This window comes from Microbispora sitophila (assembly GCF_014892245.1).
In the GTDB taxonomy this organism is placed as follows: domain Bacteria; phylum Actinomycetota; class Actinomycetes; order Streptosporangiales; family Streptosporangiaceae; genus Microbispora; species Microbispora siamensis.
Genome location: NZ_JADBGC010000033.1, coordinates 61404 through 85663 on the forward strand (window position 1 = coordinate 61404; position 24260 = coordinate 85663).

The window sequence follows — 24260 nt, forward strand, 5'->3', positions numbered from 1 at the left end:
CGGTCTCGTTCAGTCCGCCCGTGCGGCGTGGATCGCGGTGAAGGCCAGCAGGGAGCGTGCGGTCCGCCTCGGGTCCTCGAGTATGGGTGAGTGTCCGAGACCGGGCAGCAACTCGACTTCCGCGCCCGGAACGACCCGGTAGTCGGCGGCGGATGAGGACCGCCATCTCCGGTCGTCCTCGCCGAAGATCACCAATAGCGGCTTGCCGAGGACCGCCAGCCGGTCCGGAAGCGCCCGCTGTTCCAGGTAGTCGCGGGTGCCCCGCATCGTCGCGGTGAGCGTGTGGTAGGTCATGATGCGCACCTCGTCCAGGAGCTCCTGCGGGATCTGGTAGCCCGCGCGGCTGAAACCGGTGCTCGCGAACCGGCGGATCTGCTCGTCGGTCGGCGGCCATTGCGACGGTGCGATCGCGGCGGACTCCGGTGCGATGAAGGCGTCCATGCCGGGTCCGGTGTTGATGAGCACGAGCGCGGTCACCAGGTCGGGTCGTTGCTCGGCGAGAGCGGTGGCGACCGCGCCGCCGCTGGAATGACCGACCACGATCGCGCGCTCGACACCGAGCCGGTCCAGTGCCACGCCGGCCCGGCGTCCCTGGTCCGGGAGCGCGTAGCTCGGGCCGGCCGGTTTGGCCGACCGGCCGTGCCCGAGCAGGTCGATCCGGATGACACGATGCGATCCGGTCAGCAGCGGAACCAGGCGGTCCCACGAGCGGGTCGAGGAGGCGGACCCGTGGATCAGCAGGAGTGCCGGGGCGTCGCGGGGGCCGTCCTGGCACACGTGGATGTCGCCGTCGTCCAGGGACAGCGTCGAACTCGCGGTGGTCGCGTCTTCCACACGCGGCTTGCCGTCGGAAACAGTCATGCGCCCACTGTCGCCGCCGGTGCGCGCCGCCGTCTTGGACGAATGTTCCCCGCCCGCCTATCAGCCCCGCCGATCGGCCCCGCACATCGGCTCGGTGCCCGCATAGCCTGGAGGCCATGTCGACATTCGTGCACGGCGAGGCTGTGTGGGACGTCGCCTGCCCGCGGCGGCCCAGCCGGGTGGCCGGTGTCACCATGGCCGGGTTCCGCGTCGGTGACCTGGACGCGCTCCGGATGGTCCCGCACCCGGCCGTGACGCTGCTCCTGGAGTTCGGCGCCGGTTCGCCCGTCCTGCAGTACGCCGCCGGGCGGCAGCAGCGGGGAAGTCTGGTCGCCGGGCCCGGGCTCGGGTCCGGAGGCGCGGTCCGGGCACGGGGTGAGAACGTCGAGTGCGTGCAGGTGCGCCTGTCCCCGGTCGTCGCACGCGCGATTCTGGGCACCTCCCCCGCCGACCTCGACGGCGCCGTGGTGGCCCTCGACGAGCTGTGGGGCCGGGAGGCATCCCGGATCCGTGAGCGACTGGGCGAGGTCTCCTCCTGGGAGGATCGCTTCGCGCTGACCGACGCGCTGCTCGCCCGCCGGCATGAGGCGGGGCCACCGGTGGACCCGGAGGTGGCCTGGGCCTGGCGCCGGATCGTCGGCGGCCGCGGCCTGGTCCGGGTCGACCGGCTGGCCGCCGAAGTGGGATGGAGCCGTAAGCGCCTGTGGTCCCGGTTCCACTCGCAGATCGGCCTGCCGCCCAAGCGCGCCGCGAAGCTGGTCCGCTTCGACCATGCCGCCCACCGCCTGGTCGCGGGCGGAAGCGCCGCCCAGGTCGCGGTCGAGGCCGGCTACGCCGACCAGTCCCACCTGCATCGAGACGTCGTGGAGTTCACCGGGGTGACCCCGGCGAACGTGGCGGGCGAGCCGTTTCTGGCGGTCGACGACATCGCGTGGCCCAGCCGGGAGGCTTCCGCCAAGCCGGACCTCTCATCGGTCGTCGGTGCGGGTCCTTGATCTCGAGGGGCGCGGCCGGCCGGGGAGACGTCCCCGACCGGCCGCCGCGACTCGTACGCGCAGTCAGGCGCGCAGTTCCTCGGCCAGCGCCGCGGCGAACGCGTCCACGTCGGCCTCGGTGGTGTCGAAGGCGCACATCCACCGCACCTCGACCATGCCCCCGCCGACCTGCTCGTTCCAGTTGTAGAACCGGAACCGCTTGCGCAGCCGGTCGGCCGCGTCGGCCGGCAGCACCGCGAAGACCGCGTTGGCCTCGACCGGGCGCGGCACGCTCACCCCGGGCAGGTCCCGTACGGCGTCGGCGAGCCGCCGGGCCATCGCGTTGGCCTGGCGGGCGTTGCGCAGCCACAGGTCGCCCCCGAGCAGGGCCTCGAACTGCACCGAAACGAACCGCATCTTCGAGGCGAGCTGCATGCTCGTCTTGCGCAGGTACGGCAGGCCGCGCGACGCCTCCGGGTTCAGCACGACGACGACCTCGCCCAGCATCAGACCGATCTTGGTGCCGCCGAAGGACAGCACGTCGACCCCCGCGTCCGTGGTCAGGGCGCGCAGCGGCACGTCCAGGGCGGCGGCGGCGTTGGTGATCCGCGATCCGTCGAGGTGGACGAACATCCCCAGCTCGTGGGCGTGGTCGCAGATGGCCTTGATCTCGGCCGGGGTGTAGAGCGTGCCCAGCTCGGTCGCGTTGGAGATCGACACGACCCGGGGCTGCGCCCGGTGCACGTCGCCGAAGCCCCACGCCTGCCGGTCGATCAGGTCGGGCGTGAGCTTGCCGTCGGGGGTCGGCACGGTCAGCAGCTTCAGCCCGCCGGTGACCTCGGGGGCGCCGCCCTCGTCGGTGTTGATGTGCGCGCTCTCCGGGCAGACCACGGCCTCCCAGCGCGCGCACATCGAGCGCAGCGACACGACGTTGGCCGCCGTGCCGTTGAACACGGGGAACACCTCGGCCTGCTCGCCGAAGTGCCTGCGGAAGACACCACGGACCGCCTCCGTGTAGACGTCGTCGCCGTAGGAGACCTGGTGTCCCCCGTTGGCGAGGGCGATCGCCTCCAGGACCTCGGGGTGCACCCCCGCGTAGTTGTCGCTGGCGAACGTCCGGCTCGCCGGGTCGTGCCTGCGCACGGCATCGGTTGTCACGAGATGTCTCCCCATCGCGGTTTCAGGCCCCGCGGCCGGCCCGGGCGGGGCGGCCGCGGCCCCCGCTCAGCCGCGGAGCTCACGGTGGGGGGTCGTTCCTGCGGCCGTTGACCGCCGCGGGCTCCTCGTCCCACAGGCCCGCGACCGCCGCCGCCAGATCCTTCACGTCGGTGAAGGTTCGATACGGCTTGTCCGGGTTCGCGGCCCTCATCTCATCGTGCACCAACGCGTTGACCACCAGGACCACCGCGGCGGCCGAGGTGTCCTTCAGCGCGTCGGCCAGCGACAGCGTCCACGCCTCGGCGGCGGCCTTCGCGGCCCCGTACGCCGCGCCGCCCTGTGTCGGCTTCTGGGCCGCCCGGGCCGACACGATCGCGAAACGGCCGTTCCCGCTCGCCCGCAGCAGCGGCTCGAACTCCAGTGAGACGTTCTGCAGGGTCCTGATCAGCAGGTCGTGCAGCAGGTCCCAGTCGTCGAGTGAGGTGTCGGCGAAGGTCTTCGACCCGCGCCAGCCGCCGACCAGGTGGACGACGCCGTCCACCCGGCCGTGCTCGGCCCGCACCCGCTCGGCCAGGCCGCGTACGGCGTCCCGGTCGAGCAGGTCGACGGCCAGGCACCCCTCGGCGCCGGACTTGTCCACGCCGATGACCGTGTCCCCGAGCTCGGTGAACTTCCCGACGACGGCCCGGCCCGCCGGGCCGCCCGCCCCAGTGACCAGAATCACCCTGCTCATCGCGCGTTCCTCTCCGGCCCCGCTCACGCGCGGATGCCCCGGGTCGACTCCACCACGTCGGTGAGCTTACGGCGCAGGGCCTCGTAGAACATGCTCAGGGGGAACTCGTCGGGCAGCACGGCGTCGACCATGGCCTTCTGCTCGGCGGGCAGCGCATGGACGCCCTGCTTCCACACAGAGGCCGGGTCGGGCTCGACGTACGTCGCGACCAGCTCGTGCGCGGCGAGCCAGTGGGCCCGCTTGGAGCGGTCGATGCCGTCGCGGTAGAGCTTCTCCACCTCGCCGCGCAGGTCGGCGACGCCGTCGGCGACCCGCGACCAGTCGATCGTGAGCCGGTTGTCGGTCCACCGCACGATGCCCTGCCGGTGCAGGTAGGCGAACAGCAGCTGGCCGCCGAGCCCGTCGTAGTTGCGCACCCGCTCGCCGGTGATCGGGAAGCGGAACAGCCGGTCGAACAGGATGGCGTACTGCACGTACCGCGCGTGCGGCACGCCCGCCGCCTCCAGCTTCACGGCCTCGCCGTACGCCGTGAGGTCGCAGCGCAGCTCCTCGAGGCTGTAGAGCCAGTACGGCATGCGCTGCTTGATCATGAACGGGTCGAACGGCAGGTCGCCGTGGCTGTGCGTGCGGTCGTGGACGAGGTCCCACAGCACGAACGTGTCCTGGGCGAGGTCCTGGGACGCCAGCAGCCGGGCGGCGTCCGGCGGCAGCTCGAGCTTCAGCGTGGCCGCGGCGGCCTCGCTGACCCGGCGGAACCGGGCCGCCTCGCGGTCGCAGAAGATGCCGCCCCAGGTGAAGCGCGGCGGAGTCTGGCGCACGACCACGGTCTCGGGGAACAGCACGGCCGAGTTGGTGTCGTAGCCGGAGGTGAAGTCGACGAACGTGATCGGCACGAACATCGGGTTGTCGTAGCCGCCCGCCTCCAGCTCGGCCAGCCAGTCGGGCCACACGACCCGGATCCAGACCGCCTCGACGTTGCGGTTGGGGTTGCCGTTCTGGGTGTACATCGGGAAGACGACCAGGTGCTCCAGGCCGTCGATCCGCTGGGCGTCGGGGTGGAAGGCGTTCAGCGAGTCGAGGAAGTCCGGCACGCCGAGGCCGGCCGCCACCCACGCACGGAAGTCCTTCATCACCGCGTCGAGATACTCGGCGTCGTGCGGGAAGTGCGGCGCGAGCCGTCCGATGCCGTCGACGATCTCGCTGATGCACGCCACGGCCTCGTCGTGGTCGCCGGTGACCGAGCCGTCCTTGGCCTGGAGCGGGCGCAGCCGCTCCACGGCGGCCTTCAGCCGGGCGAACTCCTCCGCCACCTCGGGGCGGGACGCGCGGGCGGCGCCGGACGCCTCGGGCACGCGGGCGGCCCAGGTCACCAGGTTGCCCCACAGCTTCTCGTGGTCGTAGTCGCGGATCGAGTCGTCGCCGAACAGGTCGGAGTCGGCCAGGACGACCACCCGGCCACGGCCGTGCCGTACGGCGGCGACGAGCGGGGCGTTCGCGGGGTCGGCGGACCCGGAGGTCGTGAACAGGACGCTCGCCTCGGCCGGCGCGCCGAGCGTGCCCGCGCGGTAGAAGCAGGCACGCCTGACCTCGGCCAGCAGGTCCTGGGCCACGCCGCCCGGCTCGGTCACCGCCTGCGCGGAGGGCACGCCGAGGACCCAGGTGGCCACGCTGTTGTGGCAGTTGCCCGGGTCCTGCACGGTCGCGTGCTCGACCGTCACCCCGAACCGGCCGAGCAGCTCGCCGAGGTTGCTGCCGTACTTCTCCTGCTCGTGCTCGGCCAGCACGATCAGCCCACCGCCGCCCGCGACGTACTCCTCGAGCGCGTCGATCTCCTCGGCGGAGAAGACGGGGCTGCCGACCCCGGTGGTGCGCTCCCAGCGCTCGGCCGAGGGGTGCGCGACCACGAAGACGTCACATCCGTCAAGGACGGCCGGGGTGATCGGGCCCTCGGTGTGCGCGCGCACCGTGTGGCCGAGCCGCCGCAGCGCCCCGGCGGCCTCCGCGTAGCTGTTGTCGTCGGGGTGGGCGGGATTCATGGCCTCGGCGACCTCTCGCCGGATCGTCCACGCCTCGCTGTGCGCCTCGTCGAACAAGACCGCCGGGAAAGCCGTCATGAAAAATCTCCCGTAGTGTGAGCCGTCTTCCGGAAAATATACACATACCTAGCCTGATGGCGATAAGTCGCTCTAGCGGATGAGGACACATCACCCGAGCGGCGGACGAGCCCCAGGGGATCGCTCACCTACCGTCACCGGCCGTAGGGAGACAGACCCGAAGGGGAAGATCGATGTTCAAACTGTCCGACTCGGTGGCCTTCCGGCGCACCGTCACCGGAGTCCTGCTGTTCGTCGCGCCGCTGCTGCAGTTCGTCGCGCTCCTCGTCGACCCCGGCACCTGGGGCGACGACCGCGAGATTCTCAGCTACGGCGACAACCCGGCCCTGGCCCAGCTGGAGTCGGCGCTCTACCACTGGAGCTGGCTGCTCGTCCCGATCGCGGCCTTCGGCCTGCTGCACCTGGTGCGCAAGAGGTCCGTCGTCCTCGGGCACATCGCCGGCGCCATGACCATCGTCGGCTACATCAGCCAGTCGGCGCTGCTCATGATGGACCCCGTGGAGTGGTGGTTCGGGCAGCACTACCCGGTCGAGCAGGGCCAGAAGATGTTCGACGAGGTGTTCAGCCTGCCCGGCACCATCTTCGGCTTCGTGATGCCGTGGCTCTACCTCGGCATGGTCGGCCTGCCGCTGCTCCTGCTGGCCGTGTGGCGCACCGGCTTCGTCCACTGGTGGGTGCCGGCCGTCGTCGCCGTGGGCTACCTGGGCTCGCTCGCGGTGCCGTACAACCCGGTGATGATCCCGTTCTGGGGCGCCCCGGTCATCGCCCTGGGCTACCTCGGCCTCAAGGTGCTGCGCATGACGAACGCCGAATGGGCGTCGTACTACCCGAGCGCCGACCCCGGCGTCACCACGCCCGACTCGTACGCGAACACGACCGCCTGAGCGCGGTCGCGCAGGTTCAGCTTCATGAGCACACGGGCGACGTGGGTCTTGACCGTGGCCTCCCCGACGAACAGCTCCTTGGCGATCTCGGCGTTGGTGAGGCCACGGGCGAGCATCCGCAGCACCTCCAGCTCGCGCGGGGTGAGCTCGGCGAGCTGCGGCGGCCGGACCGGCTCGTGCCGGCCCGCGAAGGAGGCGATCACCCGCGTGGTGACGGCGGGGTCGAGCAGGCCGTCACCCGCCGCGACGACTCTGATGGCCTCCACGAGCTGCTCGGGCGGCGACACCTTCAGCAGGAAGCCGCTGGTCCCCGCGCGCAGCGCGGCGTACAGGTTCTCGTCGGTGTCGAACGTCGTCAGCATGATGACCTTGGGCGGCCGGGGCGTGTCGAGCAGCTGCCTGGCCGCGGTGAGCCCGTCCATACGCGGCATCGAGATGTCCATGAGCACGACGTCGGGCTGCACCCGGCGGGCCAGGGCGACCGCCTCGGCGCCGTCGGCGGCCTCGCCCACGATCTCCATGCCGGGCTCGCTCTCGACCACCATGCGCAGGCCGGCGCGGATCATCGCCTGGTCGTCCGCGAGGACGATGCGGATGGTCAATTCGTGGCCTCGCTCATCGGCACTCCCTGGGAGATCGGCAGCGTCGCGCGGACACGGTAGCCGCCCTGCGGCAGCGGCCCCGCGTCGAGGGAGCCGCCGAACAGCTCGGCCCGCTCCCGCATGCCGATGAGCCCGTTGCCGGTGGACAGCGCCGGTCCGGCGCCCCCGCCATTATCGGTGATCTCAAGCTCCAGCCGGTCAGGGTGGTAGACGATCCGGATGCGCGCGTCGGCGTCCCCGGCGTACTTGACCGCGTTGGTGAGGGCCTCCTGCACGATCCGGTACGCCGACAGATCGAGGCCGGGCGCCAGGTGCACGGGCTCGCCCTCCGTCTCCAGCGTCACGCGAAGCCCCGAGGACCCGACCGTGGAGATGAGGTTGGGCACCATGTCCAGCCCCGGCTGGGGCAGCGCCTCGTCCTGCGGCATCCGCAGCGCGCCCAGCATGATCCGCAGCTCCTCCACCGCGTCCCGGCCCGCCTGCTCGATCCCGCCGAGGATCTCGGCCTCCGGAGAGGGGCCGTCCTCCTGCGCCGTACCCATCCGGCGGCGCAGCACCCCGGCCTGCATGACCATCATGCTCACGCTGTGAGCCACCACGTCGTGCAGTTCCCTGGCGATCCGGTTGCGCTCGGCGGCGACGGCCTCGGCGGCCCGCCGCTCCCGCTCCAGCTCCAGCCGCGCCGCCCGCTCGGCCATCCGGTGCGCGCGCAGGAGGTAGCCGCGCAGGGCCAGGCCCGTGGCGTACGCCGAGCCGAACATCACGGTGAGGTAGATGACCTCCTCGAACGGCAGGAAGCGGTGGTCGACGGCCCCGGAGTCGAAGACGAGGATGCCCACCAGGGCCCAGGTCCCGCCCGGTCTGAACGGCAGATGCGCGCCGATCGTGTGGAAGACGATGAGCAGCGCGGCGAGCTGCCAGACCGGGCAGCCCGGGTTGCCCTGCCGGTGCCAGACGTACTGGGCGAGGATCATGAGGATGAACACCGCCACCGGTGCCGTGCGGCGATACCAGACCAGGACGCCGGTGACCAGCGCCTGCGCCACCCACCACAGCTCGGGCCGCGGCTCGTTGTAGGCCGGGGCCACGGTGAACGCCTCAAGGGCGCCCAGCGCGATGATCGCGAGGCCGATCAGGAGGTCGACGCGGGGGACCGAGCGAAGGAGGGACAAGCGCATGCGCGCAGAGTAATCCCTGCCCGGCATAGCGCGCATCAGGCAACAGACGTCCGCAATCGGCCTGCAAGTCAACGTCAAGCGACCGCGCGATCATCGCCCTGTATCAAGTGGGTGTCGGTCACGAAACTCACCTTGTCGAACACTGTCCGCGCTGAGACGCTTGAACCGATCCGAACAGGCCTAGGAGAAGCAGATGCCCCGCCTGCACTCTCTTATCGCGGGGCTGGGCGCGCTCTCCGCGCTCACGGCGCCCATGCTCCACCCGCATCCCAGCGGTTCCACCGACCGGGTCACCCCCGGCGCCGTACGCGTGGAGTCCTCCTCGCACGTCCGCATCACGCTTCTGGACGACCGTGGCGTGATCAAGCAGATGGCGCGGGACTACGACGTCGACCTGGCCAAGGGCAGCGGCTTCACGGTCACGCCCGACGGCGTGGTCGTCACCGCGACCCAGGTCGTGCAGGCCGCCGACGACCCCCGGGTGTACGCGGCCAACCGGGTGTTCGCCGAATACTTCAAGGTGAAGATCCCGGCCGACTTCAAGCGGCACTCGCTGGACGACGCCGACCTCGACCGGCGGCTCCAGGCGTGCTACCCGCCCCAGCAGACCGACTCGACGTGCATCGCCGATGTCACGACGAACGTCAGCGTCTACCCCTACCTCGATCCGCCGCCGGCCGGGGGCCTGCCCGCGCAGATCCTGACCACCGGGTCGTCCCCCGCGGCCCCGGCCGTGCTGAAGGTCACCAAGGGCGGCGAGAAGCAGTCGCTGCCCACGGTCCCGCTGGGCACGACAATCGGCGCCGCGGTCGAGTCGCTCGACGTGATGTCGCTCACCGGAAGGCCGTCGGCGAAGCTGCCGCCCAAGCTCGACACCGCGCACCTCGACCCGCCGGGCAGCCGGACCGTCAAGGAGCGCGACAAGGTCGCCAAGCTGCTGGACGACGGCGCCTCCGGCGCGGCCCTCATCGACGACGGCAAGAGCGAGGTGGTCGGGTTCGTCTCCGGGGGCGGCGACGAGCCGGTGACCATCACCCCCGCCGACGACATCCGCAGCGCGCTGGTCGCCGCCGGGGTAACCCCGCGCCGCGGCCCGGTCGACGTGGTGTACGAGAACGCGCTCGCCTCCTACCACAACAAGCTCTACAGCGGCGCGATACCGGCGCTGCAGCAGGTGCTCAACCTGCGGCCCGACCACGCGGTCGCGGCCGACCACCTGCGGGTCGCCCAGTCCAAGGCGGGCACGGCGGAGGACGCCGGAGCCAAGCCGGTGGCCCGCCCGACCACGGCGGCGCAGCCGAAGTCGTCGGTGCCGCCGTACGTGTGGGCGGCCGGCGGCGTCGTGGTCCTCGCCCTGCTGGCCGTGGGGGTCGCGCTGCTGCGCCGCAGGAGCGCCGCCGTACGAGCCGACGGCGACGGCCAGGCCGGCCCCGGAATCGATGGACACGGCATCGATGGGCACGGCGTCGCCGGGCCCGGGATCGCCACGCAGGGGGACTTCGCGGGCGAGGCCGGGTCCTACCCGCCCGGGGAGAACTCCTGGCCGCCGTACGCCGTGACGAGGGTGTTCGGGGCCGAGGCCGCCCGGTCTCCCGAGGTCATGGGGCCGCCTCCGGCGACTCCCGCGCCGGCTGATCCGTCGCCGCCCGGCGGGCCTTCGTATCCCGCGGACCCGTCGCCGCCGCACGGGCACGCGCATCCGGCCGACCCCTCGCCGCCGCGCGGACATTCGTACCCGCCGAACCCGTCGCCGCCCCGGGGGCAGGCACAGCTGAAGTTCTGCACGCAGTGCGGCATGCGACTGGGCCAGGGGCACCGATTCTGCGGCTTCTGCGGGAACCCGGTCGACTCGTGATCAACAGAACGTCCAAGGGGGAGACCGCATGACCGAGGGGCCCGTGATGCCGCCGCTCGTCGGGCGGCGACTCGGCGACTACACGGTCGAGGCGGTCGTCGGGCGTGGCGGAATGGCGACGGTCTACCGGGCGCGCGACCAGCGGCTCGGGCGGGCCGTGGCGCTGAAGGTGCTCGCGCCGCAACTCGCGCACGACGACCGCTTCCGCGACCGGTTCGTGCGCGAGTCGCGGATGGTGGCGAGCATCGACCACCCCAACATCATCCCGGTGTACGAGGCGGGCGAGCGCGACGACCTGCTGTTCATCGCCATGCGCTACGTCGAGGGCAGCGACCTGCGCAAGCTCGTGCAGTCGGAGGGCGCGCTGCCGGTCGGACGGGCCAACCCGCTGTTCGCGCAGATCGCCTCCGCGCTGGACGCCGCGCACGCCCACGGCCTGGTGCACCGCGACGTGAAACCGGCCAACATCCTGGTCACGCGGTCCGACCACGTCTACCTGACCGACTTCGGGCTGACCAAGAGCTCGGCGGCCGAGGCCGGGCTGACCAGCCACGGTCACTTCATGGGCACCCCGCGCTACGTCGCCCCCGAGCAGATCCGGGGCCTGCCGGTCGACGGCCGAAGCGACCTGTACGCGTTCGCCTGCGTGGTGTACGAGGCGCTCGCCGGGCAGCCGCCGTTCCAGCGGGACACCGAACTCGCGCTGCTCTACGCCCACGTCTCCCACGACCCGCCGCCGCTCACGCCGTACCGGCCGGATCTGCCGCACGCGGTGAACGCCGTGATCACGCGGGCGCTGGCCAAGTCGCCGGCCGAGCGCTTCGAGACGTGCCAGGCGTTCGTGTCCGCGCTGCGCGACGCGATCAGCGGCGGCGCGAGCGACCCGGCATCGGTCTCCCCGTCCTATCCCCCGGTTCCCCCGGTATCCCCGTCGTATCCCCCGGTCTCTCCGGGATCCCCGGCGTCTCCGGGATCCGCCGGGTCTCGCCCGCAGGGGTCCTACCCGCCGGTCACGCCCTCCTCGTTCCCTCCCGGCACCAGGCCGCCCGTCTCCCATCCCTCCGGCTCGGTGCCCGCGGCGTCCCGCCCGCCCGTGAGCCACCCGTCGGCCGCCGGGGCTGCGAGCCGGGTAGAGGGAGCAGCGGTGCAGGGGCACGGGTCGTACCCTCCCGGGTCGCCGCACTCGCAGGCGACGGTCGCGTCGGCGGCCTCCCGGGGCAACCGGCGGGGGCTGCCGCTCGGGCCGCTGATCGGCGGCGTGGCGGTCCTGGTGTCCATCGCCGTCGCCGCCGCGCTACTGCTCACCAGGGGCGGGGACACCGCCGCGACGTGGAACACCTATCAGGGCAGCACCGCGGCGCCGTTCACCATGTCCTACCCCTCGGCCTGGGGCGAGGCCAGGACCAACGCCGACCAGTGGATGATCGCCTCCCCTGCGGTGGACGAGTTCAACGCGCTGTTCGCGGTGCCGGGCAACACCGACTGGTCGAAGGTGAACCCCATCATCACGGGTCACCCGGACCGGGCCACGGGCGTGTTCGCCCAGGTCAGCAACACCCTGAGCACATCCGACTCGCCGATGGAGCTCCAGGAGAGCCTGGGCCCCGCGCTTCCCGGCGTGACCACCTACTACGGCGTGCCGACACCGACGACGGTCGGGGCCAGGCCCGCGTTCCGGATCGAGGGCGTGCTCAGTGACCCCCAGCAGGCCGGACGGCTCGACTTCTCCGCCTACGTCGTCCGGCAGGGCGACGCCGGCACGACCGTCCTGGTCACGTTCTTCTGCCCGGCCGGCCGGTGCGACCGATCGTTGATCGACCACATGGTGAACACCATCACCTTCACGTCCTAGCGTGGGACGCCCACGAGATCGGCCGCCCGTACTGTCGCCTAACCGGCCCGCCAGGCTCGCCAGTCCCGCGCGCCGTCGAGGACGGCCCGGTGGACGGCACGGGCGATCCGCGCCCCCCAGACGGAGCGCGGGCCGCCGAACGCCTCCGCCGGGCCCTCCTCCCGTACGGCGACGCAGACGGCGTCCGACGCGGTCCCGGTGCAGGGAAATCCCGCCTCCAGCAGCGCCTGCGTCTTCGCCTCGGTCACCGTCATGACGGCGTTGACCAGGGCCGGGTCGGAGAACGCGACCGGCACGGCCACCAGAATGTTGATCGTCCCCGGGCGCGGCGCGCGCGCTCCGGCATCGCACACGCCGGCATCGCACACCACGCCATCGCACACCATGGCGTCGCCCGCGCCGACGGCCTCCCGCGCATGCCCAGGGGCGGCCGGCAGGCCGGGGTCGGGCACGCCCTCGGGCGCGGCCGCCCAGGTCGGCACGCCCAGGCCGACCGTGGCGACGGCCTCCGCTCCCCCGTCGGCCGCCTCGGCGTACCGCTCCACCAGCGCCGCCGTCATCATGCCGACCCCGGCGCCGCCGGGACCGAGCGCGTCCATGTGCTCGGCCGGGTCCATGCGCGCGTAACCGGCGGCCACCTGCGCGTTCAGCACCCACTCGCGGTGGCCGATGCCGCCGCCCAGCATGGCGGAGGAGATCATCCGCCAGCCGGGCCCGAACCGCCACAGCAACGTGCCCAGCCGCAGGCCGTCCTCCATCCGGTACATCAGGGACGGCCGCGGGACGTCCGTCATGCCTCCTCCACCATCGAGGAGACCGACGGGCGGACCAGGTGGACGAGCGGGCGCCCGTCGGGGCCGGGCTCCACCCGCACCCGGGCGCCGAAGTGCTCGGTCAGCAGCGGTTCCGCCAGCACCCGCGCGGGCGGCCCGGCCGCGATAGCGCGCCCCGAGGCGAGCAGCACGAGCGCGTCGGCGTACTGCGCGGCGAGGCTGAGGTCGTGCAGCGTCGTCACGACGGTGAGGTCGTCGGCCAGGCGCAGCCGGTCGACGAGTTCGAGCACCTGCTGCTGGTGGCCCAGGTCGAGCGCCGTGGTGGGCTCGTCCAGCAGCAGCACCGGCGCCTGCTGCACCAGCGCCCTGGCGAGCACGACCCGCTGCCGCTCGCCTCCGGACAGGTGCCCGAGCGGCCGGGACGCGAAGCCGTCCAGGTCGAGCCGTTCCAGCACCGACCGCGTCACCTCGCGGTCCCGCGCGCTCTCGCTGCCGAGATAGGGGATGTACGGCGTGCGGCCCAGCAGCGCGTAGTCGTAGACCGTCATATCGGGCGGCAGCGCCGGGCTCTGGGGGGCGTAGGCGATCAGCCGGGCCCGCCGGCGCGGGCGCAAATCGTCCACGGCCGTCCCCTCGACGAGCACTTCGCCCTCCCTGGGGATCAGCCCGGCGACGGCCCGCAGGAGCGTGGACTTGCCCGCGCCGTTGGGCCCGATGACCGCCAGCCACTGGCCGGGCGCGGCCGACAGCGTGACGTCCGTGAGCACCCGCCGCCCGCCGAGCGTGACGCACACGCCGCGCGCCTCGATGGCCGGGACGTCCCGCGAGCTCACGTCTCCACCCGCCGGGTCACGCGCAGGACGGTGACGAAGAACGGCGCCCCGACGAACGCGGTGACCACCCCGATCGGCAGTTCGGCCGGCGCGAGCACCGTACGCGCGATCGTGTCGGCCAGCACGAGGAACGCCGCGCCGCCGAGGAACGACAGCGGCAGCACGATCCGGTAGGACCAGCCGGCGAGCCGCCGGACCACGTGCGGCACCACGATCCCGACGAACGCGATCAGGCCACTGACCGCCACCGCCGACGCGGTGGCGAGCGAGGCGGCCAGCAGCACGACGAAGCGCACGCGCGCCGCGCGCAGGCCGAGGCTGACCGCCTCCTCGTCGCCCACCGACAGCACGTCGAGCAGCCGCCCGTGCAGCAGCATGACGACGGTCGACACCACGGCGTACGGCGCGATCATGCGGAGCTGGTCCCAGCCGCCGCCGACGTCGCCGAGGATCCAGGAGTAGATCCGCTGCAGTTCCTCCACCTTGAGCTGCTGCACGAACGTCTGGATGGCGGTGAGGAACGAGGTGACCGCGACCCCGGCGAGCACGAGCGTCGCGGTGCCGCCGCCCCGGCCCGCCGTGTGGCCCAGCCCGTACGCGAGGAACACCCCGCCGACGGCCCCGGCGAAGGCGGCGACCGGCACCGCGGTCACCCCCGCGTCGCCGCCCAGGAAGACCACGACGAGCGTCACGGTGAGGCCGGCCCCGGCCGCCGCCCCGAGCAGGTAAGGATCGGCCAGCGGGTTGCGGAACACGCCCTGGTAGCCCGCTCCGGCCGTGGCGAGCAGCCCGCCCACGACGGCGGCGAGCAGCACCCGCGGCACCCGGAGCTGGAACAGCAGCCCCTCCTCGACCGGCGCGAGGCCCGAGTGCACGGACACCAGCGGCAGCCGGTCGAGCAGCGCCAGCGCGATGGCGCGAGGCGAGATGCCCGCCGCGCCCGCCATCAGGCCGAGGGCGAGACTGGCCACCAGCACGGCGGACGCGACGAGCAGCGCCCGGCCGCGCGGCCGGGCCTGCGTCATCATCACGCCACCACCGGCCTCACGACTCACCGCGCCACCACCGGCGAAGGCGTCCTGCGCCGGCCGCACCGGGCTCACCGCCTCGCCACCGGCTCAGCTCGCCGCCTTCTGCACCGCGTCGCTGACGGCCTGGGCGAGGTCGGCGACCCGAGGCCCCCAGCGGGAGGCGACGTCGTCGTCCAGCTCCACCACGCGGTCCTTCTTGACGGCGGACAGGCCGGACCAGCCCGGCCGCTTGGCCAGTGCGGCGGCGTTCTGGCCGCAGCACTTGGTGTCGCCGAGGAAGATCAGGTCGGGGTCGGCCTTGGCGACGAACTCCGCCGACAGCTTGGGGTAGCCGCCCGCCGCGTCGGGCGCCTCGTCGGCGATGTTCTTCAGCCCGAACAGGCTGTAGACCTGCCCGATGAACGTGCTCGACGTCGCCGCGTAGGGCGTCGTGTCCAGCTCGTGGTAGTACGTCAGGTCCTTGTCCTTCGGCGCGGCCGCCGCGAGAGCGTCGATCTTCTGCTTGACGCCGCTCGCCACCTCGTCGGCCTTGGCCGCGTTGCCGGTGGCCGCGCCGAGGTCCCTGATCTGGTCGTAGGTGTCGTCCAGCTTGGTGGCGGCGGGTTCGAGCAGCACCGGCACGCCGACCTTGCCGAGCCCGGCGACCACGCCCTCCAGGTCGTTGGCGAGCACGACGAGGTCGGGCTTGGCGGCGACGATCGCCTCGACGTTGGGCTTGAAGCCCGACAGCGACGTCTTGGGCGCCTCCGGCGGGTAGTTCGACTGGTCGTCCACCGCCGTCACCTGGCCGCCCGCGCCGATCGCGAACAGGATCTCGGTGGCCGTCGGGGACAGCGACACGATGTGCTCGGGCCTCTTGGCGATGGTCACCGTGCCGTTGCCCGCCTGGACCGTGACGGGGAAGACGCCCTCCCCCGTGCTGGTCGAGGCGGCGGGGGTGGGGGTCGCGGACGTGGCGGCGCCGTCGGTCTGGCCGCAGCCGGCCAGAGCGAGCACGCCCAGCACCACACCCGCGACGGCCGTGCGTACGGGCCTCACGAGGTCCTCCATCAGGGGGAATGCCGGGAATCGAGGGACCCGCTGGAAGCGACGGATCACCCTTTTCCGCGAGGGTCGATGGCGTCGGCGCACAGCGCAGGCGACCTGGCTCGTCCCCTGGGGAGGGGAACCACAGTTGCGGGACAGCGCCGGGTTCTCACCGGACTTCGCTGCGCGGCGCGCGTCGGACGCAACGGTACCAATCCCTCACTCGGCGTCCACCCCCGGCCCACCGGCACCGCCCGGCTCACGCCGTCCACTCGCGCCGGGCCCTTCCGGCGCCCGTGCCGACCGATCGACCGGGGGAGACCTACCTGCGCCAGGCTCCCGCGATCGGCAACTGAGCATGCGGCCCGCCTGGGCGTACGCGGGGATGGTAGGGCAGGCCCTACCCCGGCGGTAGGGGGACGCGCATGATCGAAAGTAGGGACCGCGTCGCTGCGCCGGGCGGGGCCGCGGCGGGACGCTTGACGCCCAAGCCCCCGACCCCCGCCCGCGGGTTGATCACCCCGGCGGCCGACACAGCGAAGGCGGCCCCCGTGTCCCTCACCATGCTCCCCCCGGCCCCCGAGAGGGCCCCGGCCGCGCCCGCGCCACGGGACCGCTTCATCGACGTCCTGCGCGTCTTCGGGATGGTCCTCGTGGTCGTCCAGCACTGGACGATGCCGGTCCTGTCGTACGCCCAGGGACGGCTGACCACGGGCAACGCCCTCGCGGCGATTCCGTACGTCACCTGGATCTCGCAGGTCATGCCGCTGGTCTTCTTCGCCGGGGGCGCGGCCAACGCGATCAGCTTCCGGTCCTCCGTCCGCCGGGGCGGCACGGCCCGCGAATGGACGGCCCGGCGGGTGCGCCGCCTGGCCTGGCCGGTGGTGCCGCTGGCGGTCGTGTGGCTGCCGCTCCCCCACGTCCTGGTGGCCCTCGGCGTGCCCGCGCAGCCGGTGGAGGTGGCCGCGCGCACGGTCGGCCAGCTGCTCTGGTTCCTGGCGGTCTACCTGCTGGCCGTGGTCGCCACGCCACACCTGCTGCGGGTACGGACCGGGGTGGCCCTGCCGCTGCTCGCGGGCGGCGCGGTGCTGATGGACGTGGTCCGGTTCTCCGGCCTGGAGGCCGCCGGCTACCTCAACGTCGCGTTCGTCTGGCTGGCGGTGCACCAGGTCGGGTTCCGGTACGCCGAGGGCGGCCTCGAGCGGCTGACGGGGCGCCGGGCGGCCGGGCTCGCGGTGGCCGGATTCGCGATGGTGGCGGCCCTGGTGGCGACCGGTCCCTACCCCGCCAGCATGATCGGGATGCCTGGGATGATCTCGAACATGGCCCCGCCGAGCGCCTGCCTGCTCGCGCTGTTCGCCGGTCAGCTCGGCCTGGCGATGCTGCTGCGCCCCGCCGTGAACGCACTGGCCGCCCGGCCTCGAGCCGAGGCGGTGCTCACCGCGCTCGCGCCGCGCATGATGACCGTCTACCTGTGGCACATGACCGCGCTCGTCGCCGTCGCCGGGGTGGCGGCCGTCGGGTTCGGGCTGGCGACCCCGCACGCCGGCTCGGCGGTCTGGTGGAGCGCCGTCCCGCTGTGGCTGGGCGCCCTGGCGCTGATCCTGGTCGCGCTCACCGCGCTGCTCGGCCGCTTCGAGGAGCCCGTGGGCGCCGCCGACCACCGGCACGTGCTGACCGCCGCCCCGCTCGTCGGCGGCGCGCTGCTCACCCTCACGATCACGGGTTTCGCGCCCGGCCCGGCGCCGCTGATCGCGTCCGCCGCCCTGGTCGCGGGCCTGGCCCTGGTCAGCCGGCCCGCAGTTGCCGCTCCACGTCGTCGATGATCTCCTGCAGGCGCAGGCCGTGGCGGGCGTCGAGCGGATGCCCGCCGCCGTCGCGTACGGTGCCCGCGAACTGCCGGACCACCTCGGGGAAGACGTCGCCGAGTTCGGAGCCGAGCAGCGAGGCGCTGCCGAGCCGTCCGTACACGTCGATCCGGCTGGGCGGGGTGTCGCCCTCGACGGCCATGCTCAGCGACACCTCGCTGACCGCGCCGCCCTCGTGCTCCAGCAGCAGGCCGACCCAGCCGAGCGGGTCGCCGTGGGCCTTGACCGCGACCACCCGGCCGAGCGCGGCGTCGAGCAGGTCGATCATGTGCGGGCCCACGTCGAGCACCGCACCGCGCTCAAGCCGCCAGGGGGTGGCGAAGGGACCGCCGCGCAGGCTTCCGGAGATGTTGGCGGCGTGCCCGCCGAAGGGCTCGATCCGCCGGGCCCGGTCGAGGAAGCCGACCGTCGCCGCCGAGTAGCGGAACGTGAAGAGCATCTGGGAGGCGACGCCCGCCTCCTCGATCGCCCCGGCCAGGCGCCGGGCGCCGTCGAGGTCGGCCGCGAGCGGCTTCTCCAGCAGCAGCGCCCTGCCCGCCCGGGCGGCCCGCACGCCCAGCTCGGCCTGTACGGCGGGCGGCACGCAGAAGGCGACCGCCTCCGACGCCGCGAACAGGTCCTCCAGCCGCTCGAAGGAGGGCGCGCCGTGGGCGTCCGCCAGCGTTCGCGCCGCCTCGGGCCTGCGCGCCCACACCCCGGACAGCGTCGTGTGCGGCCCGGCCGCGAGGGCGGGCGCGTGCACCAGCTCCGCCCACGGTCCCGCACCGACGAGTCCCACCCGCACCGGCTCCATGGCGCCCCCTTTCCGGCGGGACCTTACTGCAGGCCGCCGATGGACGGTCAAGGGGGCCGCCGCGCGTGAAATCGGCCGTACGGGCAAGATGGACCGTCTATGGACGTCATCCTGTTGAGGCACGGCGAGACCGAATGGAGCAGGGCCGGGCGGCACACGGGCCGCACCGACCTGCCGCTGACACCGCACGGCGAGGAGGAGGCGCGCGCGCTGTCCCCTCTGGTGGCGGGCCGGTCGTTCGCACTGGTCCTCGTCAGTCCCGCGCAGCGGGCCCGCCGTACGGCCGAACTGGCCGGCGCCGGGCCGTACGAGGTGGACCCGAACCTGTGGGAGTGGGACTACGGCGGCTACGAGGGTGTCTCCACCCCCGACATCCGCAGGTCACGCCCCGGCTGGTACGTCTGGCGCGACGGCGTCGTCCCGGGAGACGAGGCGCACCCGGGTGAGACCGTCGAGCACGTCGGGGAGCGGGCGGACAAGGTCCTCGCCCGGATCCGCTCGGCGGACGGCGACGTCCTGGTCGTCGCGCACGCGCACATCCTGCGTGTGCTGGCGGCGCGCTGGCTGTCGCTGCCCGCCGACCACGGCAGACACCTGCGCCTCGACACCGGGACGTACTCGGTCCTCGGCTACGAGCACGACGACGAGCCCGTCCTGCTTCGCTGGAACGTGCCGACCTGAAAACGTGCCGGCCTGAGTCAGGCCGGTCCGATCACACGTGCCTGAAACGCGTGTCTGTTCACGCCTGGGCGACCGGCTGGGGTTGCGGGCCTCGGCCGGTCAGCCATTCCAGGACCTTGCGGTGGCCGCGCCGGGCGTCCTCGAAGTGCCCCCACCGCCAGTACCTGGGCTGCTCCCGCACCCCGGTGACCCATGTCCGATACGCCACCGTCCTGGGCCGCCCGTCCGCCGGGTCGGCCGGTGCGGCGACGCCGTAGGTGCGGATCACCACGCGGCCTCCGGGTGCGAACAGCACGTCGTCGGCCACCGGGTAAAGAGTCATCTGGTCCAGCACGGGGTCCCCCTTGTGAGCTTTCCTGGGACTCACTGTGCCGGATCCGTGTTACGCCTCCCGCGTCGCGCTGTTACGCGCGTGAGAAGCGGGTGAACACGGGGTTACCCCAGAACAGGTCAGACCAGCAGGCCGTCGAACTCGCCGTCCTTGACCCCGAGCACGAGGGCCCGTATCTCATCGCGTGTGTAGATGAGCGCCGGTCCGTCGGGATAGCGGGAGTTCCGGACGGCCACGCCGCCGTCGGGAAGCTCGGCCAGCTCCACGCAGTTGCCGGTCGAGTTGCTGTGGGCGCTTTTCCGCCAGGTGACCCCGGCGATGTCGGTTGCGGGCATCCCGTTATATGTCTGCATTCATGTCTCTCTGAGAAGTTCGCCGAGGATCTCGGCAGTGCCGCCGGGCGTGGTGCTCTCCACGCACAGCTGCTCCATGGCCGTGAGGTAGGGATCGATGTCCTCACGTTTGTCCAGGTAGAGCGCACCCCAGAGCTGCTCGACGTAGACCACGTCCGAAAGGTCGGACTCCGGGAAGCGGAGGATGGTGAACGCGCCTCCCTCGGCCGCGTGCATCCCGTAGCGAAGGGGCATCACCTGAAGGGTGATGTTGGGCAGCGTGGACACCTCCAGCAGGTGCTGGAGCTGTTCCCGCATCGTCGCACTCCCTCCGATGGGCCGCCTGAGCGCGGCCTCGTCGATGACGGCCCACAACCGGGGGCCGTCCTTGCGCGTGAGCCTCTCCTGCCGCTGCATCCGCAGATGGACGCGCTGCTCGAGCTCGTCCTCCGATGCGTCCGGATGGCCGAGCGTGATCACCGAGCGGGCGTACGCCGCCGTCTGCAGCAGGCCGGGCACGAACTGCACCTCGTAGGTGCGGATCACGCTGGCGGCCTCCTCCAGGCCGATGTAGGTGACGAACCAGTTCGGCAGCACCTCGCCGAACTTGTGCCACCACCCGGGCGTGTTCGCCTCGCGGACCATCTCCAGCAGGCCACGCCGCTCGGCGTCGTCGTGGACGCCGTACAGCGTGAGGAGGTCTTCGACGTCACGTGTCTTGAACCCGACCCGGCCGAGCTCCATCCGGCTGATCTTCGACTCCGAGGCACGGATGTGGAATCCGGCGACCTCGCGGGTCAGGCCCCGCTGCTCACGCAGCCGGCGCAGGCTCGCGCCGAGCATGATGCGTCGAACGGTGGAACCGGATCCGGGCGGATCTATGGACACGTGCTATTCCTCCGCTTTGTGGACTGGTTCACAGTCTGTCAAAGATCGCCCCCTTCGTCCCAGTGGTGTTCGGGAGTACCGTAGCGCTTGCACAACGCGCTTGCACGTGCATTCGCTCTTGCACATGCACGGGAGTGTCCCTCATCATGATCCCGTGCAGTCCACGAACCTGACTCGTGGCCAGAACCAGTGGTCGGCGCTCGACTGGTGGCCGCCTATCGGCTGGTGGCCGGAGCCCGCACGCGATCTCCTCGAACCCGGGTCGGCCACCGCCAGCGCCACCTTCGTCCTGCCGCCCCGCGCGGAATCGGTCCACTCGGCGCGCAGCTTCGCCGCCGGGACCCTTTCGGGCTGGCAGTTGGCGGACCTGCTCGACGGGATGGAACTGGTCGTCTCGGAACTGGTCACCAACGCCCTGCGGCATGGCATGACGCTCACCGACAGCCGCGCGCGGGAGGCCATGCGGCTGTCGTTGATCCGCCGGGGCGCGCACGTGACCTGTGCGATCACCGATCCCGGGTCGTCCGCGCCGGTGCTGCGGGATCCGACCCCGTTCGAGCCGGGCGGCCTCGGGCTGCACATCGTGGAGTCGCTGAGCGTGTGCTGGGGATGGTGCCCGCTCGTCCCGCAGGGCAAGGCGGTGTGGGCCGTACTGGCCGCCTGAAGCAGCGCGGCCTGGACAGGGGCCGGCGGCCGGACGGCGGGGCCACACGCTTCGCCGGGAGCTTCGGCCGCCCCGGGCGGGGGGTGACAGTTCTCCGCTCGGGAGCCCCGGAAAACCTAACCCGATCGCCACATCTACCTGTCGCCGGTCATGGTCCGCCGGCCGAAGAGCGCTCCCGTGCAGCCCGGAATGCATGGGAGCGCCCTCCGGCCGGCGGCCCGGATTCCCCGGAACCGCCCCTGAGGCCGGGCACGGCACGCGATGATGGGCTGAGCGCGGGCCGTGACGGCCCGGCGGCGTGCTCGTTCCCCATCGATCGGCGGAGAAATATCGTGATCTCGGGATCCGTGACTTTGCGCTCTTTGTTCGCCCACGGACCCCGCCGAGACTGTGATCTGCACTACGGTGGCTTCCTGGGACTCCCGAGAGATCTACGATGGACGATCACCTAATCGGCTGGCTGACCAGTCTTGACGAAGACAGGCTCGCCCGCGTGCTGGCCAACCGGCCGGACGCGATCGCCGCGCCGTGGCCCCGGCGCCTGGACGCCCTCGCGCAGCGGCTGACCGACACCTTCGCCGTCATGGAGGTCATGCGCGGCCTCCCCCTTCCCCCGCTCGAACTCCTGCAGGCGTGCCTGGTCATCGGCGGCCGTCCGACGGAGGACGAACTGGCCCGCTTCCTCGGGGTGAGCGCCTCCGCGGTGATCCCCTGGCTCGACCACCTCTACGACCACGCCGTCGCCTGGCCCGGCCGGGACGGCAGGATCACCGTGGCCGAGGCCGTCGCCCGCTGGTGGACCGCGCCCTGCGGCCTGGGCGAGCCGCTCGGCGCGTACCTCGACTCCTGGAAGCTCAGCACCGACGCGCTGCGCCGCATGTGCCGGGTGCTCGACCTGCCCCCGCACGGCGGCCGGCGCCAGGTGATCGCCCGGATCACCGCGCTGCTGGGCGACTGCGAGCGCCTGGGGTCGCTTCTCGACGACGCCCCCGACGGCACGCTCGGCATGCTCGACGACTTCGCGTGGGACGGCCCGGTCCGCAGCGTGAACGGCAACCGGTTCATCACCCCGGGCACGCCGGAGAAGTGGGCCCTCGACCGCGGCCTGCTCTTCCGCACCCAGTGGGACCTGGCGGAGATGCCCCGCGAGGTCGCGCTGGCGCTGCGCGGCCCCGACTATCGCGGGCCGTTCACGCCGTACCCGCCCGACCTGGCCACGGCGGAGTCGGACGCCGACGCCGTCGAGCACGCGATGTGCATGGCCGCGCCGCACGTGCTCGACCGGGCCACCGCGCTGCTGGAGAACGTCGACAAGACGCCGCTGCCGCTGCTCAAGAACGGCGGGGTCGGCGTGCGGGAGATCAAGCGCCTGGCCAGGGAGACCGGCTGCGCCGAGGACGAGACCCGGCTGCTGCTGGAGGTCTGCGCGGTCGCCCGGCTGATCGCGATCGACGAGGAGGCGGGCGGGCTGACGCCGGCCCGCCGGTACGACGCGTGGCGGCTGGAGGAGGCGCCCATGCGGCTGCGCGTCCTGCTGGCCGCGTGGTGGCGGATGGAGCGCGCGTCACTGCGCCGGCTGGAGGGCCGCCACCCCGCCGCACTCGGCGACGACCCGGCCGGCGAGACGATCGCCAGGATCCGGTGGGCCCTGTTCGCGGCGCTCGCCGAGATCCCCCAGGGCAGGGCCTTCGCGACGCTGCCGGAGCTCGTGCAGCGGGTGCACTGGCGCGCCCCGCTGCTCGACCGGGAACTGCTGGACGGCTGCGCGGCGGCCGTGCTCGAGGAGGCCCGCCTGCTCGGGCTCGTGGCCTGCGACGCGCTCACCGGTCTCGGCCGGGCCCTCGCCCCGCTCGCGGGCGTGGCCGGGGACGAGAGCCGCGAGTGCGTGCCCGAGGTCGAGCACGACCCCGCGCTGGCGAAGGCGGCCACGCACGCCATGGCGAGCGCGCGGCGCACGGCCCTGTTCGGCGCCGACCTCACCGCCGTGGTGACCGGCCCGCCGTCGGTCGAGCTCGCCGCGCTGCTGGACCGCGCCGCCGACCGTGAGTCGCAGGGCTCGGCGTCGGTGTGGCGGTTCAGCCCCGCGAGCGTACGGCGGGCCCTGGACGGCGGCGACACGGCCGACACGCTCATCGCCGACCTGTCGGAGGCCGGGACGCTCCCCCAGCCGCTGACCTACCTGATCAGAGACGTGGCGCGGCGGCACGGCGAGGTCACCGTGTCGTCGGTCGGCTGCATCGTCCAGGGCTCCGACCCCGCGCTGCTCGCCGAGATCGCCGCGCACCGGCAACTGGCCAAGCTGGGCCTGCGGCTGCTGGCGCCGACCGTGCTCGCCGGCGCGGCGCCCGCCGCGGCCACGCTGGCCGCCCTCAGGGAGGCGGGGTACGCCCCCGTGCCGGTGGACGACACCGGAGAGATCACCATCCGGCGCGAGCCGCAGGGCGGGCGGCTGATCCTCCTGCCCGGCGGGCGGGTCGCCGAGCTCGAACCCCCCGGTCCGCTGCTGGAGCCTCCGCCGGATCCGCGCGAGCACGCCAGGCGGCTGCTGGTCAGCGGCGGCCCGGTGGTGGCCGCGGCGCAGCCCCGCCAGACGTGGGCCGTCATCGGGCGCATGGCGACCAGGCTCCCGGCGGCGCAGCAGTCGCTGCTGGGCTTCGTGGTGGACCGCGACGTCCGCGCGCTGATCACGCTGGCCGACGGGGTCACCGCCACGGTCAGCCACGGGGAACTGCGCAGCGGCGTGCTCGACGCGTGGTGCGAGGAGGCCGGCGACTACCTGGAGTTCCCGCTCAACGAGATCGCCTCGGTCACCGCCGACTGCTGACAGCC

General features: G+C 72.8%; 22 protein-coding genes. 8 read left to right on the forward strand and 14 right to left on the reverse strand.

Annotated elements, in window-relative coordinates; translation table 11 throughout:
• Nucleotides 1-9: 9 nt before the first annotated feature.
• Nucleotides 10-861, reverse strand: a complete 852-nt coding sequence (locus IL992_RS40100) for an alpha/beta fold hydrolase (protein ID WP_193208523.1) — start codon at nt 859-861, stop codon at nt 10-12.
• Nucleotides 862-977: 116 nt separating this feature from the next.
• Between IL992_RS40100 and IL992_RS40105 the strand changes: the two genes are divergently transcribed.
• Nucleotides 978-1856 (forward strand): helix-turn-helix domain-containing protein, encoded by an 879-nt coding sequence (locus IL992_RS40105; protein WP_193208524.1) that lies wholly within the window; start codon nt 978-980, stop codon nt 1854-1856.
• Between the two features lie 63 nt (nt 1857-1919).
• Here the strand turns inward: IL992_RS40105 and IL992_RS40110 are convergent, their stop codons facing one another.
• From IL992_RS40110 to IL992_RS40120, 3 genes are all read right to left on the reverse strand, one after another.
• The gene (locus tag IL992_RS40110; protein ID WP_193208525.1) at nt 1920-3008 is read right to left on the reverse strand and encodes a threonine aldolase family protein; all 1089 of its coding nucleotides are present in this window, start codon (nt 3006-3008) and stop codon (nt 1920-1922) included.
• Nucleotides 3009-3072: 64 nt separating this feature from the next.
• Complete coding sequence (locus tag IL992_RS40115) at nt 3073-3726, reverse strand: SDR family NAD(P)-dependent oxidoreductase (protein ID WP_193208526.1); 654 nt, start codon at nt 3724-3726, stop codon at nt 3073-3075.
• Nucleotides 3727-3749: 23 nt separating this feature from the next.
• The gene (locus tag IL992_RS40120; protein WP_193208527.1) at nt 3750-5840 is read right to left on the reverse strand and encodes a DUF6421 family protein; all 2091 of its coding nucleotides are present in this window, start codon (nt 5838-5840) and stop codon (nt 3750-3752) included.
• A gap of 173 nt (nt 5841-6013) precedes the next feature.
• Between IL992_RS40120 and IL992_RS40125 the strand changes: the two genes are divergently transcribed.
• Nucleotides 6014-6724 carry a hypothetical protein gene (locus IL992_RS40125; protein WP_193208528.1) on the forward strand — a complete coding sequence of 237 codons (711 nt, stop codon included), beginning with the start codon at nt 6014-6016 and terminating at the stop codon, nt 6722-6724.
• Here the strand turns inward: IL992_RS40125 and IL992_RS40130 are convergent.
• Nucleotides 6664-7326, reverse strand: a complete 663-nt coding sequence (locus IL992_RS40130; protein ID WP_142556449.1) for a response regulator — start codon at nt 7324-7326, stop codon at nt 6664-6666. The two genes, IL992_RS40125 and IL992_RS40130, sit on opposite strands and share 61 nt — an antisense overlap.
• Entirely contained in the window at nt 7323-8504 is a 1182-nt protein-coding gene (locus IL992_RS40135) for a sensor histidine kinase (protein WP_193208529.1), read from the reverse strand. The genes IL992_RS40130 and IL992_RS40135 overlap by 4 nt, the downstream gene beginning before the upstream one ends.
• Before the next feature lie 193 nt (nt 8505-8697).
• Here IL992_RS40135 and IL992_RS40140 point away from each other — a divergent pair, with 193 nt between their 5' ends.
• Entirely contained in the window at nt 8698-10359 is a 1662-nt protein-coding gene (locus IL992_RS40140) for a hypothetical protein (RefSeq protein ID WP_193208530.1), read from the forward strand.
• Between the two features lie 28 nt (nt 10360-10387).
• A complete protein-coding gene (locus IL992_RS47180; RefSeq protein WP_226874669.1) occupies nt 10388-12211 on the forward strand; it encodes a serine/threonine-protein kinase in 1824 nt (607 codons plus the stop codon).
• 38 nt (nt 12212-12249) lie between these two features.
• Here the strand turns inward: IL992_RS47180 and IL992_RS40150 are convergent, their stop codons facing one another.
• The 4 genes from IL992_RS40150 to IL992_RS40165 form a co-directional block, all read right to left on the reverse strand.
• Entirely contained in the window at nt 12250-13005 is a 756-nt protein-coding gene (locus tag IL992_RS40150; RefSeq protein WP_193208531.1) for an adenosylcobinamide amidohydrolase, read from the reverse strand.
• Nucleotides 13002-13817: an ABC transporter ATP-binding protein gene (locus IL992_RS40155; RefSeq protein WP_193208532.1), complete on the reverse strand. Its 816-nt coding sequence runs from the start codon at nt 13815-13817 to the stop codon at nt 13002-13004. Before IL992_RS40155 ends, IL992_RS40150 begins: the two co-directional genes overlap by 4 nt.
• Nucleotides 13814-14842, reverse strand: a complete 1029-nt coding sequence (locus IL992_RS40160) for a FecCD family ABC transporter permease (RefSeq protein ID WP_193208562.1) — start codon at nt 14840-14842, stop codon at nt 13814-13816. The genes IL992_RS40155 and IL992_RS40160 overlap by 4 nt, the downstream gene beginning before the upstream one ends.
• Nucleotides 14843-14935: 93 nt before the next feature.
• Nucleotides 14936-15886, reverse strand: coding sequence for an ABC transporter substrate-binding protein (locus IL992_RS40165; RefSeq protein ID WP_193208533.1), 951 nt, complete (start codon nt 15884-15886; stop codon nt 14936-14938).
• A gap of 539 nt (nt 15887-16425) precedes the next feature.
• Between IL992_RS40165 and IL992_RS40170 the strand changes: the two genes are divergently transcribed.
• Nucleotides 16426-17700, forward strand: a complete 1275-nt coding sequence (locus IL992_RS40170) for an acyltransferase (RefSeq protein ID WP_319019128.1) — start codon at nt 16426-16428, stop codon at nt 17698-17700.
• On the opposite strand, the gene IL992_RS40175 is transcribed toward IL992_RS40170, so the two are convergent.
• Complete coding sequence (locus IL992_RS40175) at nt 17663-18535, reverse strand: Gfo/Idh/MocA family protein (protein ID WP_193208534.1); 873 nt, start codon at nt 18533-18535, stop codon at nt 17663-17665. The two genes, IL992_RS40170 and IL992_RS40175, sit on opposite strands and share 38 nt — an antisense overlap.
• Before the next feature lie 99 nt (nt 18536-18634).
• Here IL992_RS40175 and IL992_RS40180 point away from each other — a divergent pair, with 99 nt between their 5' ends.
• Nucleotides 18635-19216 carry a histidine phosphatase family protein gene (locus IL992_RS40180; RefSeq protein ID WP_193208535.1) on the forward strand — a complete coding sequence of 194 codons (582 nt, stop codon included), beginning with the start codon at nt 18635-18637 and terminating at the stop codon, nt 19214-19216.
• A 58-nt stretch (nt 19217-19274) separates the two neighbouring features.
• Here IL992_RS40180 and IL992_RS40185 read toward each other — a convergent pair whose 3' ends face one another.
• The 3 genes from IL992_RS40185 to IL992_RS40195 all read right to left on the reverse strand — a co-directional run bounded on the left by IL992_RS40185 (nt 19275) and on the right by IL992_RS40195 (nt 20722).
• Nucleotides 19275-19550 (reverse strand): hypothetical protein, encoded by a 276-nt coding sequence (locus IL992_RS40185; RefSeq protein WP_079314286.1) that lies wholly within the window; start codon nt 19548-19550, stop codon nt 19275-19277.
• A 116-nt stretch (nt 19551-19666) separates the two neighbouring features.
• Entirely contained in the window at nt 19667-19900 is a 234-nt protein-coding gene (locus tag IL992_RS40190; RefSeq protein ID WP_079314287.1) for a DUF397 domain-containing protein, read from the reverse strand.
• Nucleotides 19901-20722 carry a helix-turn-helix domain-containing protein gene (locus IL992_RS40195; protein WP_193208564.1) on the reverse strand — a complete coding sequence of 274 codons (822 nt, stop codon included), beginning with the start codon at nt 20720-20722 and terminating at the stop codon, nt 19901-19903. It abuts the gene before it with no gap.
• A 199-nt stretch (nt 20723-20921) separates the two neighbouring features.
• Between IL992_RS40195 and IL992_RS40200 the strand changes: the two genes are divergently transcribed.
• Entirely contained in the window at nt 20922-21431 is a 510-nt protein-coding gene (locus IL992_RS40200; RefSeq protein WP_319019129.1) for an ATP-binding protein, read from the forward strand.
• 436 nt (nt 21432-21867) lie between these two features.
• On the forward strand, nt 21868-24255 hold the full coding sequence (locus IL992_RS40205; protein WP_193208537.1) for a helicase-associated domain-containing protein: 2388 nt from the start codon (nt 21868-21870) through the stop codon (nt 24253-24255).
• Nucleotides 24256-24260: the final 5 nt, after the last annotated feature.